This window comes from [Clostridium] aerotolerans DSM 5434 (genome assembly GCF_000687555.1).
Taxonomy (GTDB): Bacteria; Bacillota; Clostridia; order Lachnospirales; family Lachnospiraceae; genus Lacrimispora; species Lacrimispora aerotolerans.
In genome coordinates, this window is record NZ_JHWJ01000002.1 from 361,768 (window position 1) to 375,725 (window position 13,958).

The 13,958-nt window shown below is 40.7% G+C and carries 18 protein-coding genes; 1 reads left to right on the forward strand and 17 read right to left on the reverse strand.

The genetic code is table 11. The annotated features are described in order from the left end of the window. Positions 1-60 precede the first annotated feature (60 nt). On the reverse strand, positions 61-1,038 hold the full coding sequence (gene gpr, locus T546_RS0104425) for a GPR endopeptidase (RefSeq protein ID WP_034597769.1): 978 nt from the start codon (positions 1,036-1,038) through the stop codon (positions 61-63). A gap of 177 nt (positions 1,039-1,215) precedes the next feature. Here gpr and rpsT point away from each other — a divergent pair, with 177 nt between their 5' ends. Beyond that, the gene (gene rpsT / locus T546_RS0104430; RefSeq protein WP_024837027.1) at positions 1,216-1,479 is read left to right on the forward strand and encodes a 30S ribosomal protein S20; all 264 of its coding nucleotides are present in this window, start codon (positions 1,216-1,218) and stop codon (positions 1,477-1,479) included. A gap of 373 nt (positions 1,480-1,852) precedes the next feature. Here rpsT and T546_RS0104435 read toward each other — a convergent pair whose 3' ends face one another. From T546_RS0104435 to T546_RS0104510, 16 genes are all read right to left on the reverse strand, one after another. Next, positions 1,853-2,683 (reverse strand): peptidoglycan recognition protein family protein, encoded by an 831-nt coding sequence (locus tag T546_RS0104435; RefSeq protein WP_026890587.1) that lies wholly within the window; start codon positions 2,681-2,683, stop codon positions 1,853-1,855. A 1-nt stretch (position 2,684) separates the two neighbouring features. Further along, positions 2,685-2,840, reverse strand: coding sequence for a hypothetical protein (locus T546_RS25235; protein WP_156951287.1), 156 nt, complete (start codon positions 2,838-2,840; stop codon positions 2,685-2,687). A gap of 181 nt (positions 2,841-3,021) precedes the next feature. Then, positions 3,022-3,441, reverse strand: coding sequence for a phage holin family protein (locus tag T546_RS0104445; protein ID WP_026890588.1), 420 nt, complete (start codon positions 3,439-3,441; stop codon positions 3,022-3,024). Between the two features lie 437 nt (positions 3,442-3,878). Then, on the reverse strand, positions 3,879-4,832 hold the full coding sequence (locus tag T546_RS24500; RefSeq protein WP_051629599.1) for a hypothetical protein: 954 nt from the start codon (positions 4,830-4,832) through the stop codon (positions 3,879-3,881). Next, positions 4,807-5,376: a putative phage tail protein gene (locus T546_RS0104455; protein WP_026890589.1), complete on the reverse strand. Its 570-nt coding sequence runs from the start codon at positions 5,374-5,376 to the stop codon at positions 4,807-4,809. The genes T546_RS24500 and T546_RS0104455 overlap by 26 nt, the downstream gene beginning before the upstream one ends. Then, positions 5,360-6,439 carry a baseplate J/gp47 family protein gene (locus T546_RS0104460; protein WP_026890590.1) on the reverse strand — a complete coding sequence of 360 codons (1,080 nt, stop codon included), beginning with the start codon at positions 6,437-6,439 and terminating at the stop codon, positions 5,360-5,362. The genes T546_RS0104455 and T546_RS0104460 overlap by 17 nt, the downstream gene beginning before the upstream one ends. After that, positions 6,439-6,840: a DUF2634 domain-containing protein gene (locus tag T546_RS0104465; protein ID WP_026890591.1), complete on the reverse strand. Its 402-nt coding sequence runs from the start codon at positions 6,838-6,840 to the stop codon at positions 6,439-6,441. The genes T546_RS0104460 and T546_RS0104465 overlap by 1 nt, the downstream gene beginning before the upstream one ends. A 15-nt stretch (positions 6,841-6,855) precedes the next feature. Next, positions 6,856-7,170 carry a DUF2577 domain-containing protein gene (locus T546_RS0104470; protein WP_034597773.1) on the reverse strand — a complete coding sequence of 105 codons (315 nt, stop codon included), beginning with the start codon at positions 7,168-7,170 and terminating at the stop codon, positions 6,856-6,858. Then, positions 7,163-8,119, reverse strand: a complete 957-nt coding sequence (locus T546_RS0104475) for an XkdQ/YqbQ family protein (protein WP_026890593.1) — start codon at positions 8,117-8,119, stop codon at positions 7,163-7,165. The genes T546_RS0104470 and T546_RS0104475 overlap by 8 nt, the downstream gene beginning before the upstream one ends. A gap of 14 nt (positions 8,120-8,133) precedes the next feature. Beyond that, positions 8,134-8,799: a LysM peptidoglycan-binding domain-containing protein gene (locus tag T546_RS0104480; protein WP_026890594.1), complete on the reverse strand. Its 666-nt coding sequence runs from the start codon at positions 8,797-8,799 to the stop codon at positions 8,134-8,136. Further along, on the reverse strand, positions 8,799-11,270 hold the full coding sequence (locus T546_RS0104485) for a phage tail tape measure protein (protein WP_242842187.1): 2,472 nt from the start codon (positions 11,268-11,270) through the stop codon (positions 8,799-8,801). Before T546_RS0104485 ends, T546_RS0104480 begins: the two co-directional genes overlap by 1 nt. A gap of 68 nt (positions 11,271-11,338) precedes the next feature. After that, positions 11,339-11,506, reverse strand: a complete 168-nt coding sequence (locus T546_RS25515; protein WP_166429795.1) for a hypothetical protein — start codon at positions 11,504-11,506, stop codon at positions 11,339-11,341. A 14-nt stretch (positions 11,507-11,520) separates the two neighbouring features. Beyond that, positions 11,521-11,949 (reverse strand): phage tail assembly chaperone, encoded by a 429-nt coding sequence (locus T546_RS0104495; protein ID WP_024837038.1) that lies wholly within the window; start codon positions 11,947-11,949, stop codon positions 11,521-11,523. A 21-nt stretch (positions 11,950-11,970) separates the two neighbouring features. After that, positions 11,971-12,444, reverse strand: coding sequence for a phage tail tube protein (locus T546_RS0104500; protein ID WP_024837039.1), 474 nt, complete (start codon positions 12,442-12,444; stop codon positions 11,971-11,973). A 17-nt stretch (positions 12,445-12,461) separates the two neighbouring features. Beyond that, positions 12,462-13,760: a phage tail sheath family protein gene (locus tag T546_RS0104505; protein ID WP_026890596.1), complete on the reverse strand. Its 1,299-nt coding sequence runs from the start codon at positions 13,758-13,760 to the stop codon at positions 12,462-12,464. Next, complete coding sequence (locus T546_RS0104510) at positions 13,754-13,951, reverse strand: hypothetical protein (protein WP_026890597.1); 198 nt, start codon at positions 13,949-13,951, stop codon at positions 13,754-13,756. The genes T546_RS0104505 and T546_RS0104510 overlap by 7 nt, the downstream gene beginning before the upstream one ends. Between the last annotated feature and the right edge of the window lie 7 nt (positions 13,952-13,958).

Sequence of the window (13,958 nt, forward strand, 5' to 3'; positions counted from 1 at the left end):
TTCATAGCCGCCTTCCTGCATTATCATTCTTAATATCCTATGCAGAAAGCCTGTCTTTTACTACGAATCTTCCTGTCCCAAAAATGCCAGATGGATTCCTTCTGAAATGGTAAAGCTCAGTTCCTTGACTGTCTCATCAATATCAGGCGGTGTTACATAAAGTGGGCCAAATTCTGGTTCCAAAAGCTCCTTAATGAGATTATACTGTTCATCGGAGCTTAACTTTCCAACAAAATCACCCATGCCCTTTGTTTCCATGCTTTCTGATAATGCTCCGATCATTGCGGAGACGGTATCGTGAACAATGGCGGCGGCTCCCACAACCGTAGGAACACCAATTGCCATGACAGGGATACCAAGGCTGTCTTTCGTCAGGCTGTGCCTGTGATTTCCAACTCCAGAGCCAGGATGAATGCCTGTGTCCGTAAGCTGTATGGTGGTTCCAAGACGTTTGACACTTCTTGCTGCCAGCGCATCAATGGCAATGATTAAGTCGGGTTTTGTCTCTTTGATGATTCCTTTTAATATTTCAGCACTTTCCATACCTGTTTGAGCCATAACGCCTGGTACAATGCCGCTGATGATTGGCATGCTTCTTCCTTTTAAAAAGTCATCTCCGTACTGAACCTTCAAATGTCTTGTTACCTGGAGATTATTAAGAACTCTTGGGCCTAAGGAATCTGGTGTTACGGAAGAATTTCCAAGTCCTGCCACCAGGACATGAAAATCTGGTTTCCTGTATTTTTTCCCCTCCAGGAGATGTTCGATTTGAGAGGCCAGCTCTTCAGACACCTCCCTGTGATAATCTTCATCTTTCATGGAGAGCTCGTCTGCCTCCAGAGTAATGTAGGTGCCAATGGGCTTTCCCATTGCTTTTTCGCCTTTTTTGTCTAAAATTTTAACCTCTGTCATTTTAATACGGCTGCCGGATCTATGCCATTCCCGCAGAGAAACGCCGGATATTTCACCGCCGTCACCAGGAAAGCTTTCCTTCTCCTCTACCGCGAGGTCTGTGCGCACTTCAAATGTGTTTTCCATTTTTTCCTCCTTTCCAGCTTTTATAGGGTATTTTCTGCAAAAAAGCAGGAATTATGTATTGACATATGGGACGAAATTCGTTAGAATACAAAGGTATGTTTACATTGAACTGTCCGTGTCCAGACTTTGATGCAAAACAAAGAATAATCATATATCAGTATATTGGAGGTGTACAGATTGGCTAACATTAAATCTGCTAAAAAAAGAATCTTAGTTAACGAGACTAAGGCTGCAAGAAACAAAGCGATCAGATCCAAAGTGAAGACATCTATTAAGAAGGTAGACGCTGCTATTATTGCCGGTGACAAGGCTGCTGCCCAGGCATCTTTAATCAGCGCTATCACAGAGATTGACAAGGCTACAACTAAAGGCGTTTATCATAAAAACAACGCTTCCAGAAAAGTATCCAGAATCTCTAAAGCTGTTAACGCAATGGCTTAAATTATAGAATAGTACGTGATCCCATTCAGACTAACCCGCTGAGTGGGATTTTTTGTTGTGTTTTAATTCTTTTTTGGGTTTTATTGATTGAGGAAATATAATAGGCGGGGCTGTTATAGATATCTGCTCTCTAGTTATTAGACATGAGGCAAACTCTCAAACAGACTCCCGCCTTTTGCATAAGTTCTTAATAAATCTTTTTTTGATTTTCTATATAAGCTTTTATTTAATCATATAGGATTCTTATATAATCTGTTTTTAATCTATCTTGTATTTCTTTACTTTTTTGTAATCTTTTTTTGTTTAGTCTTTTTTGTTTAATCATCTGTATCATTCACATGTGGGAGTGCGTTTTTGATTCTACATCAATTTACTATACCATTTTTAATGCACCTTTGTCATCGGTACTCAGGGAAATGGTTCCTTCCAGCATACTGCCGTCTTCTGTGGCACGATATAGCTCATCTTTCCAGATGACCCACTGATCTTTTGCCATGGAGCCGTCACTGGTCAGGTAGTACCATTTTCCATCGGAACCGGTTTTCCAGGTGTCTTTTACCATATAGCCTGCATCATCAAACCAGTACCATTTCTCACCGTCTTTATACCAGTCGTTTCTTACAGGATTGCCAGTATCTCCCAGATAGAATTTCCATCCGCTTTCTTCTTCTACCCAGCCTGACTTTATTTCAGCTGCTGTTACCAGACTTTCTTTAAAGTCCTGCCAGGTATGTTTTGTGTGATTGTATACATAAGGATTGGGGCAGATTTTTCCGGTGACGTCATAATGGCGGATGATGTGATCTTCTGGGACGCCGTATTTTTCCATCAGCATCTTAGTAAGCGCTTGAGCTTCTCTTACGGTTGCATCTTCAAAATACCAATCCCGGCTGGTATCGGACTGAACGCCTTTGTTTCTGACACACAGCTCGATTCCCAAGCTGTTGCTGTTACGGCATTCCGGGTGTTTGTAGGTTTTGGCACCGCAATGCCAAGCAATGTTTTTGTCTTCTACGGACTGCCAGACTTCACCGCTAAAGCCTACAAAATAATGGGCGCTTGCTCCGATATATTGTGAGGCATAGTATTTACAGTTGGCTTCTGCTCCGCCCAGGGCTCCTACATAATGGATTACGATATATTTAATACGGCTGATCTCGCCGTTTGAATAGTTATATGGTGTTAACAATTGATGAATTTCCATATTAGATTCCTTCCCTTCTGCCTGAAAAACCCATATCATCCGGGTCAAAGGATTCCCGGAAACGTTTGATTTCTGAGTAATCGGCATCCTCTAGGTTCTCCTGGATTCCTATGAGCTCCAGACGCGACATATCTATCGTTGCTTCGCTTTTTACCATACCCTCCACCTTGTCCTTTCTATATCTATTACATTTTATGATATGAAAGGGCAAGGTAGAATGTCCCGGGTGGGAAATGGGTGGGTGGGCTGGCTCTTTTTCTTTGTTATTTTGTGTAGATGAAGAAGAAAATTGGAAAGAGCTGTTTGGTGGGATGGCTAGGGTGATGGTAATAGCGATGTTATTTTGATGGTTCTGATTTCTGATTTAGGATATCAATGGCCTTGGATAATACGGCTGGGAGGGGTAAGCCCATGAGGCCAGCATTTTCCACGATTGATATTAATTCGTTTGCCATAAAACCGATGACTACGGTATCTCTTATGTAGTTTGTCCCGATGGATAAGTCGAGACGGTGGGCGATTAGGACAAAGAGCAGAGTCATGCTTTTTCTGCAAAGTCCCTTCCAACCGGCTCTTGATTCCAATGCGCCGGTTTCTGTTTTACTGCTGTTTTTGAAGATTCCGGCGACTGCCAGGCCGGAGAAAAAATCGATGCCCATGAAAAGGATTAGTGTTGCGATACCTGTGTCCCACCCTCCGAATAGTGATGCTATGATGCTGCCTGTTAGGCCTGTTGTTGTGCATATTATATTTTTCATATTATTTACCTCAATATTTTTGTTGCTAAATTATTAGTATATTTGTGTTTAAGATAACTTTTGGTTTTGCTTAATATAATAGTGATTTAAATATTAACTTGCTTAGTGTTCTAAGTTCTGCAGATTCCTCACGTTTCAGATTTGATAGTTGGACAGTTAATAAAATTGTACGTAAGGGATAGGAGGTCTATTTTCATTGTCATTTTGTTTTATTAAAACAAGTAAATGATTGGAACGAGTATACTTTGGTTAATTTACCTACATAATTTAAATCATCTTATGAATTCAACGGTGAAAAATACGCGTCCTATAACGGTTCAACATATCTATTTCAGTATTTTGTAAGACCTTCTGGGACTATTTCAGTCAAAATGATAACGGTGCCCCTGCTGGATTAGCTTGCACCTTGGAACTTACATACCTTGCAAGCTAATCAGTTAAGTATTTGCTTGAACCATCTTAGCTTCAATGTACCGCCATATTGGTAAATTGTTGGCAGCTGTATCCGCAAAGGTGCGGAAATATATAGGACACCCCGCATTAGTGGCATTATTATGGGGTATATAAATTTGAAAAGAAAGCCAAGCATAATTATGTTTGCCGGTAATCAAAGCGCCATACCCGTAAGCATCGGCCGGAAATCCCTTCGTGTTTTTTGGCCTTTCTGATGATATTGTATGAAAGTATATTTTGTTTTCGACAAATAACCCGCTGTCTAAATTAATACTAGCCGTATCTGTTAGAGGAATAGGGGTGGTTAAAGAACTTAAATCACTATTTAATTTAGAATATAAATCAAATAATGTTTTTCCATACCTTGCATCTAAAGCATATCCTTCAAACGTTGTATTTCCGTTATTTGCTAGCTTTCCTACAGTAATAATTCCAGTTTTAAAATTATTAAAATCTTGCATGAATTTTTTAACTTTTCCCAAAAATACATTAGATGTCTCTCCCTGATTTGGAATTGGAAACTCAGTCGCAATAGACTCTAATGAGCCAATCATAGTTTCAGAAATATCTCCCCCAGAAGCCCCAACCTTCCCATTCCAACTACTCTTCTCCGCATCACTAACAAACCGATGCACCGAATCTGTCGCAACATCTTTTGCATGGCCTGAAAACGCCACATCTTTCATCTCCGAAAACCATTTCTTCACCTTACCAAAAGTAGATGACAATGTCTCCCCAGACTCAATATTGTCCCTTAAAATCTCCTCTTCAAATTCAGTGACTGCCTCTGAAGCGTCCCCATTCTTATTCAGCTTCTTTTGATCCATTTCCGTCAGCGAATCATCTAACATATCCATGGTTTTGTTATACTCTGATATATCGTAAAAATCATCAACCTCCGGCTTAGGAAGTTTATAATTGTTGGTTTTTTTTGCCACTGATAAGCACCTCATTTCTTATATGCCTGTGAGTCCAGGCTCCTAATTGTTTGTGTGTGTATTCGCTGAGCAAATGATGCTGATTATAAAGAAGGTCTAAATCGATTACCATGTTGCAAGGCACAAATTCCTCCAGCATACGTTTCACTTCGTTTAAATTTCGTTTGCTCTTTAAGGCAACTCTTACAATAACCTTCTTTTCCGGATCAATCTCCAGCGTATATCCGTCTTCCCCACATAACACAGCAAGCCTCTGCCTTAATGTCACTTTTGTATAAGGGATGATCCGGTTCCATTTGGAAAGGACCTTAAATCTCCGGTCTGCCAGCGTATCCTTTGAGGATGCCTGTAAACGCAGCATTTGCTCATATCGGCGTATGTTCCCTAAATCGGAGCTCATGATAAACTGATTGTCAAACAGCACTTCTGTTTCATTTTCCATGTGCTGGATTTCCGTCTGCAGGACCTCCTGAATGACTCTCATTTCTTCGTATTCCTTTAGAAAATCAGGAATATAGGACAGCAAATTAACTTCTCGAATCAATTTCAGCACCCCCGTACACTGGAATCTGATATTGATTTAATTCCAGATTTTCTGCTGCTCCATTTATAAGAGTATTTTTAATATCATAGATTCCCTCCAACGCAAGAATCCTGGCTTCCATTTGAGAAATTCTTATAATACAGCCTCGTTCTCCAAGACCTTCCCAGGACGCCCTCAATTCTTTTAAGTAGGCTTCCGCGGCATCTTTTATCAGAGCTTTCAGGGTCTCTGCCTCATAACCTTCTTCATATTCCAGAGTACAAGCTATCTGCACTTTTACTTCTTCTGCTGTATCCACTGTGACGACGTGGTCGATTGGAGCAAGTCCATCTCCCTTTCCGGTGCCTGAAGGATCTATAGTTTCCTGTGCCGTCTGAATAAGAAGGTCTGATGCCTTATTATAATTAGAATCCAGAATGGTCAGCTTAACCGTGGAAGGGCCATTCCATGCCCTTGTAATCTTTGTGGCTCCTACTCCAGGAATTCCATTTGTTTTGATTAGATAATCCTTTCGATTTCCACTAAATGTCTTTTCACTAAAAGAACTCATATAAATAGCACGAAAATCGTCTGTATCCTCTTCATTTTCGCCCGGAATCAGCAGATCAGTAACTTCCAAAGAGGTAAGTCCTGAAATACTCTCGATTGGTACCAGGCGGCCTGAAAGCCGATTACCTGCCTCTCCTGCTGTTTCACTTTCTAAATGAAACACTCCATCTCCAACAATTTTAGTGACGGTATAATAATAAATGCCCAACCGGAAACGCTGACCTGGTAAAATAGTAACATCAGAGGGTGTTGCTTTTGCCTTTATCACCGCTTTTGTTGCAGGTCTTGGCTCCATTCCCCGTTCTGCTGCCCTGCGGATTAAGTTTTCTCTGGAAGCAGTCTGTGCAAATGTTTCTTTTAGAATCGTATCAAACTCTATGTACATAACCTGCATTTCTGCAGCAGCAGCGGAAAGTGCTGTATAGACAAGTGATCCTTCTCTTTTATCGAGACCTTTTGGAACACGGTCCAGCATTCGTTTTATAATGACTTCATAAGTCATGTCTTCATACATTAAATACTCACCTCTTTCTCTGCCTCAATTTCCCCCCATTGGGTATGCACGGTAAATGTTACATGGAGCTTTCGCTCATTTATATCAAAGAAAAAGGAATCCACATCAGAAATCCTGTCATCTTGAATTAAGGCTTCCCGTATTCTCTTTTTTATTTTAGCCTTAACAAGCCCCGATGACTTTCCAAATAGGTCCTTTAATTCTGAACCATAATTCCAGCTGTAGATGAGCCATTCAAATCGCTCCGTATACAAGATACAATATACAGATTGTTTTACGGCTTCCAAGCCATCTACCATATCGATAATTCTTTTATTTTCCACATCCAGCTTAAATGTTTTTGATGGTTTCTGTACAATTTTTAAATTCTTCTGTAAAATATCACCTGTCGTGGGAAGCATCAAATTCCTCCTTTCTTACCAAGTGCCTATAACTACATACTGCTGTCCGCCCCGTTTTTGAAGAAGAAGCACCTTTTTCCCTGTTTTTATTTCACCTTTTACTAAAACCGTAACTTCTCCTACCCCAGGAATATTCATTATCCTGTTGTGGTCTTTTAATTGGTCTGGGATGAGGATCTGGGAGGGGAACAAAACGATCTTCTCACTGATTCGTATTTCAATTGGTGATTCACTGACTACGGTACCGGGAATGACATCGCAAGGATCTCCGGCTTCTACCGCCTGAATTACAATTCTTTTTATATTATCAATCCACTCAACATCAGCCATAAATATTAGCTCCTCTCAACGTTAAATCCATGGTATGAGTTCCCGTATCAATCTTATGGGTCACTGTTTCTACCAGCAGAAAATTTTTAAGCTCAATGTCATTGGTATCCATAATAACAGGAAGAATACAGCCTGCACGTACCCTGATATCTCCAAAGGCATCCTTGATAGACAGACTTCTGGAAGGACGGTTATATAAATTTAAATAATTCTCTGCAATGGACTGGCCGTCAGCCCCTTCATCAATGGATTCATCTTTTTGCAAAATGCCCCATTTATTAATGTTTTCCGTACTCTTTGTGAGAAAAATCTCTCGTTTCTGGGTATTCTTATCGTCGCGGTAGAGCTTGATCTGATTGTAAGTGTTGCTGTCAATGCTGATCTTATAGTCATAGTCAAGAGCGGTTTTATTGTCAATGACCACATTTAACTTCATGTTCTCCACATCTTTTAATACAAGCTTTCCTGCATTGTCGTAGAATACAAATATCTTTTTCTTATTTATCATAGTAAGATCCAGATTGTTTTTAATGATGTCAAATAAGGTTTTATCTTTTTCATTTCTGGTAAGTTTCTCACCGGTATCTTCCAGCTCTCCAACATTCAGGTTATAATCTCCGGCTATCATTTTAATTAAGTCGCCAGCTGTTAAATCAATGTAATTGTAGCTGTCCTTATTTTTTAAATACCTCAGCTGATCATAGGCGGTGACCTTTACCTGGCCGTTACTGTTCCAGCTTCGTTCAAATATAAAGCCAAAGAAGACTGGAGTCCCATCCACATCCAGTCGGAGGGCATTGCCCTCCTCAATGTTCAGGATGTTGTCAGGGATCAGCGTAAACGTACATTTTCCCGGCTGACCGCTGCGCTGTGTCTCCCAGGTGATACTTCCCTGGACAACCGGCTCGTAAACGGTCTTGCCATTTTGAATATATAAATGAGCTTCCACTGTTCCCCTCCCTTCTATGGCAATGTAAGAATCTGCCCTGGATAAATCAGATTCGGGTTCTTTATTTTGTCTTTGTTCAGCTGATGAATTTCCGGCCATCTGCTGCCATTACCAAGCTGTTTTTTTGCAATGGACCAAAGACAATCGCCCTTTACTACGGTATAGCTTTTTTCTTTGGGTGCCTCTCCCTCACGCTCGCCTTCTGTTTGTTCTGCCTCAGCTTCTTCCTTATCTACCAGGACAAAGTTCATGATGTGAGTTCCGTAGTGCCTGTATTCTTTCATGGAAATGGATACAAGCAGATCAAGCCCCTGGCTGACATCATCTGACACCTTATAGTCTTCCAGAGTCACATCAAGGCTTGTATCAAACAGGCTGTCTCCACCGAAGTCTTCTCGTACAACAGTAAATTCAAAAGGTTTTCTTTCCTTTTTTAAGGCTTCCAGCTTGCCCAGAAAATCTTCTGCATTTTCAATGCTCCCGTCCCATACGGCTGATGGATAATCCATTTGGGGAATGGTCACATCAATACTGATTTCTGCCAGTCCGGAGGGCTTTAAGAGGTTAATTTCTTCCCCATTTATTAAGTTGGCTGTTTTGTTCTGGCCACTGTATTTTACAGGGATTTTCTCTGGTGGTAATGGAAGCCGCATATCATCTATGTATACCTCATAAGCCATTATCCAATCACTCCTTCCGCAAAGGCAAACAGTGCTTCGGATGTTGAATCTTTTAACATGTTGGAGACCATATCTGCATCTGCAACGCTTCGGATTGTGTTATTATTGTTAATATCCAGTTTTAGATCCGCAAGGGTAAATCGGTTGATCACTTCCTGCTCTGCCACATCTCTCATGTATTTTAATTCTTCATCCATGGAATCCAGGGAGTTTGACATTGCTGCTGTGTTCATTGCGGTGTCACCGGTATTTTTTGAAATATCCTGGAATCCGGAAGCTCCGCCAGTTGCGTTGTTGTTTAAGTTGTTTAGTAGCGCTGATGTATCAGGCTGATTATCCTCACCTAAATTGCCACCATAATTGTTTGGGTCCAATGGGTTGTTTCCCTCATTGAGAAAACCTTTCATTCCCTTAAAGGGATCTTTTGATAAATTATCACCCGAATTATAACCTTTCTTTGCCGCTCCTTCTATGTCTATAAAATTAGCCTGCTCTAATAATTCTTTAAAACTTGCATCTTCATTATTTTTATAGAATTTATTAGCATCGTATTTCTTGTCCCCTAAACGCTTCTCAATATCCGACTTCATTGCAGAGAGATTCTCTTTCTGCACTATTATCATACTTTCAAATTTTGAACCAAATATTTTGTCAATTGCTTTTGCCACTTTTTGAAGTGCTCCAAGAATTGTATCAGTCATGGAAAAAAATAATTCAACCGCAGTGCCAACAGGGTTAGTAAATACATTTCCTATAAAATTAGCAAGTTTGAAAAATATTTGTTTAAGTTCTGAAATGATTGCCTCAATAAATATTTTCATAAATGTAAAAATGTTCATAACTACTGCTCCCAATGTGGTAAAGAAACCGCATATTAATCCAGTTGCGCTTAATGAAGTTCCCGTTAATTTATTAATCAATCCAATAACTGCATAAAAAACTACAATTAATATGATAACTGCTGCAATTATAAGACCAATGGGAGATGTCCAAAACGCTGCGTTTAAAGCATTCTGTGCTACTGTCAGAACCATAGTTGCTGCAGCCGAAGCTAAATCACAGGCTGCTTTTGCATTTAGAGCTGCTATAATTCCAAAAATAATTGGTGCTATAATGGCCCAATTATCAGAGATAAAACCTCCCACAATCCCGATTCCTAGTCCCAACATGCCAAATATTCCATTAATTTCGTCCACTTTACCTTGTAAACCAGTTGTAAAATCATTGATTATATTAGTTATAAACATGACTGCCCCAGTCATTGGACCAGCCAGGCCTGTATTTATTGTATTGGCAAGTGAGGTTATCGCACTGCTGGCGTTGCCGAACTTTAGCTGATTTAATTCTTCTAAATGTTGTGAGGATGTGCTTACCGATCCATTTAACTCAGACAATGCTGCTAAACCTTGCTGCCCCAACTCTCCCCATGAGTTACCAAACAACTTAGTTCCAGCAATATTTCTACTTACCGGATCATCCATGGTATTTAGAGCATTTACCGTTTCCAAAAATGCCTGTTTGGCAGCTTCTCCTCCACTGCCGAATGCATCTGTCATCCTTCCTGCATCAAGTCCCAGAGCAGCAAACCCCTCAGATGCATCTTTTCCTCCGCTGACAGCCTTCTTTGAAAACTCGTTGACTGCATTGCCTAATGAACTGATGGAAACATTGCCGTTTTGTGCCCCGTTCACCAGCATATTAAACATTTCCTGCCCGCCAATTCCAAGAGACTTAAATTTGTCACTGCTGGCATTTATGGTTTCCAGTAAATCCCCATTTTTATTGAGCCCTGCCTGGGTCGCCTGTATGATTAAATCAAATGCTTCCGCTCCCTGAAGTCCAAATTGCTGCTGTAGTGTTCCTGCTGACTTAATACTATCTGTCAGACCATAGCCAAAGGTGTCCTGTAAAAGCAGACCTGCCCGGGTAACTGATTCCAAGCCATCACCTGTCAGCCCCGTTAACTGATTTACAGCTGACAGACTTTGTGCTGCCTCCTGAGGACTTTTGCTCATATTATCAGCAAATAGACTTTTGGTGCTTTCTTTCGTAAGTTCAAGATCCTGGCCCTTCATTCCCGTTTGTGCCTGTATGATATTACCAGAAGTATTTATACTATCTGCCCGAGATAAAATATCCAGCGGATTATGATCAATTCCCATTTTATCCAGTCCACCCATAAAGCTTTTCCAGACTTCTTTAAGTTTTTTTATTTTTTTCTCATTTTCATCTGTAGCTTTATTTAAATCATTCTGTTTTTGTTCAACACCAGCCACTGTATCCGTTATTTCTCTATACTCGCCATCTATAATATCAAGTTTTCTTCCCATGTTTTCAAAAGATGAAACATTAACGGCCAAGGTATTTAATCTCTGAAAATTCATAAGAGACGTTGTCGTCTTCTTAATTGAATCATCTATTACACTTAAAGCGGTACTCATTCCATCATAGATGGCAAGAGAATATTCCACTGAAGCCAAACCTATCTCCTCCTTTCCTATTATGATAGGAAGAACGTCCCCATAGACGTTCTTCCTTGTTACCTGTATTTACCTGCCTTTGCCTTATCCGCTTCTTTCTTATCATGCTCAAGCTTTAACTGCACCGCTGCAATGACAAAAGCACGTTCATACCGGTCAAGACTCAAAAACTCGTGAGGCCATTTGTGGATTTTATGAAGGCAATAGTAGGCTACATTGGCCTCCATATCGCCTCCTTCAATTAGTTTTTTGCTTCTTCTACCTGCTCTTCCATGGTGCTGTCAAAGCCGTTGACCTGCTGGATCTTCTCCAGATAGCCAGCGTACTCCCCGGCTGTCAGCATAGCCTTTAACAGCGCATCAGCGCCCATGACGTGGTAAGAATCCTGTAATGCTTTATCATTTAAATTTGGATAAACGGTACATTCTGACGCCAGCTTTCCAAGATATAAGTTAAAGTCCGTTTCCTGAGTGTACTGGCCCTTTTTGCCGGATACTGGAACTCTTTTTGTACATTCTTTTCTTAAATCCTCATCTTCCTTAGAGGTAATGGCCTTGATTTCCCATTCTACCGGCTTTTTATCCGCTCCCAGGAAACGTTTGGATGCCACATATTTTTCACGATCTGCCTTTACTGCATTCTGACTTAAAAAACAACTTAAATCTCCCATAACTTTACTCTCCTTTTATTCTTACTGCATTCCTGCGATTTTTCCAAAACGTTCTGGCATTTCCCAGCTTTCGAAGGTGAACTCAAACTCGTCTTCCAGGTATTCGCCGGTAGCGTCAAATTTAGTTAAAAGGCCACCATTTAAGTTACAATCCTTTAAAATAATGGTCTGTCTGCCTACGCTGGAGGTCGGATCTTCATTGGTCACCTGGATATCAAAATAGACATCCTTGCCAGACTGCTGATACTTGTACAAAATATCACGGAAAATGCTGGTGTTATAATGGAAGGTAGCGGAGCCAGTCCCCTTCATTCCAACCGTTTTGTTTCCTTTCATGGCTCGTCCTAAAATCGGGATTTCGGATTTTACCTTTTCAATTTTTGCCTCCAGCTTTAATGCCTGCATAAAATTGTAACGCTCATTTTCAATTGTGATAAAACATTCTGCTTTCGCTGCGCTGATTGCGTCCCATGCGTTCATTGTAATATTGCTCATAATCCATTACCCCCTTCTTAAGATACAACGACTGTCATATATAAAATGCTCATACAGTTAACCGGCTGAACCGGGAAATTAACAACAACGGAACGTCTGCCTTCTCCCTTTTCCACGGTAATCGCTTCTGAATCAAGAGCCTCAATAGCCCGTAAGACCGCCAACTGTTTTCCGTATGTAACAATATCATTCCAAAGACTTACCCTGCCTGCTGCATCATTGGAGATTTTTCCAAGATAGCGGGTATTAAATAAGGAAGCAATGTCATTTCCAATCTGGTCCAGAATTCTGATGGTCTGGTTATTGGAGAAATCCTCTCCCTTTTCCGCAGTATAGGTAACCAGGGTATTCACATCAGTGAGAACTCTGATATCCGTTCCGACTCTGTGGAAAAGGAATTTACCTTCCTTCATACCACCTGCAAGCTGAGTCTGTGTATAAGGAACCTTTACGCTGTACTCACCGTCATAGATTCTGTTCTCATTGGTTTTGTTGATTTCACAGGCAGCTTCTGCACCTGTTACCCAGTAGACAAGCCCAGAGGCAGATTCCTCTGTTTCATTTTCCACGGAAATGATTCCTTCATGATCCGCCTTTGCATATTGATGTAACACAGTCTGGAATTTAATACCTGCTTCATCTCTCAGACGTTTTGTAAATGCTGCAAACAGTGCTTTTACTTTATCATCGGTCGATGGGCAGCAAAGAACCTGGAAGGAAGTGCTTTCAATCGTTTCAAGAAATGCTGCGTAATCTTCCCCTGTTACATTGCTTCCATTGGTGCCTCCAACAAATGCACTGCCGGCTGTCTCGGCAAGAGACGCTTCCTTTTTAAAGGTGATATAGGAATTGTCCTTTAATTCAGATGCGGTTAATACGGTCTGGGAATCTACCTCTCTGCCGTCAAATAATGTTTTCACATCAAATTTCTTTCCGTCATCTACATTCTTTGCAATGACAGTCATAAGGCTGTTGCCCCGTTCTCCCGAATATTTAGCTGTACCATAGTCATTGGAACCATAGGCGCCGCCATTTAAACGATAGAAGATACCTTTAGTCATATTTCTGAAAAGCTCTCTGATTGGAAGCATGGCTTCATCATCTGAGGAAAAACCAAAGATCTCCTTTGCGTTCTTCTGGAATTCTTCTGAGGTCACCTCAAATACCTGTTTTTCCGGTCCCCAGGAAAGAATCATGGGAATCGCTGCTACTCCTCTGTTTCCTAAAGATGCTCTGGCTGAAACGCTGTTTACGAAATTGATATACGCACCTGGAAACACCTTATTCTGAACTGTAAAATTTCCTCCACCTAACATACTTTCACCCTTCCTTTCATAAATCGATTCATAATCTCATCTGCTTCTGACAGGGAGTATAGCTTCCCATCTTCCAGCAGAGCGCATAAAAGATCACTTTGATTGCAATACCGTTCGGAGCAGACCAACTGTTTTTTGGTATAACGTTCGCTGGCTGTCTGATTTGTTACTTTTACTTCTTTCTTTGCCAAAACTGCA

Coding starts and splice junctions, on each gene's coding strand:
- gpr (WP_034597769.1), bottom strand. CDS start 1,038: ATGGAAAACACATTTGAAGTGCGCACAGACCTCGCGGTAGAGGAGAAG.
- T546_RS0104435 (WP_026890587.1), bottom strand. CDS start 2,683: ATGGAAATTCATCAATTGTTAACACCATATAACTATTCAAACGGCGAG.
- T546_RS25235 (WP_156951287.1), bottom strand. CDS start 2,840: ATGGTAAAAAGCGAAGCAACGATAGATATGTCGCGTCTGGAGCTCATA.
- T546_RS0104445 (WP_026890588.1), bottom strand. CDS start 3,441: ATGAAAAATATAATATGCACAACAACAGGCCTAACAGGCAGCATCATA.
- T546_RS0104460 (WP_026890590.1), bottom strand. CDS start 6,439: ATGTATGAAGACATGACTTATGAAGTCATTATAAAACGAATGCTGGAC.
- T546_RS0104465 (WP_026890591.1), bottom strand. CDS start 6,840: ATGCTTCCCACGACAGGTGATATTTTACAGAAGAATTTAAAAATTGTA.
- T546_RS0104470 (WP_034597773.1), bottom strand. CDS start 7,170: ATGGCTGATGTTGAGTGGATTGATAATATAAAAAGAATTGTAATTCAG.
- T546_RS0104480 (WP_026890594.1), bottom strand. CDS start 8,799: ATGGCTTATGAGGTATACATAGATGATATGCGGCTTCCATTACCACCA.
- T546_RS25515 (WP_166429795.1), bottom strand. CDS start 11,506: ATGGAGGCCAATGTAGCCTACTATTGCCTTCATAAAATCCACAAATGG.
- T546_RS0104495 (WP_024837038.1), bottom strand. CDS start 11,949: ATGGGAGATTTAAGTTGTTTTTTAAGTCAGAATGCAGTAAAGGCAGAT.
- T546_RS0104500 (WP_024837039.1), bottom strand. CDS start 12,444: ATGAGCAATATTACAATGAACGCATGGGACGCAATCAGCGCAGCGAAA.
- T546_RS0104505 (WP_026890596.1), bottom strand. CDS start 13,760: ATGTTAGGTGGAGGAAATTTTACAGTTCAGAATAAGGTGTTTCCAGGT.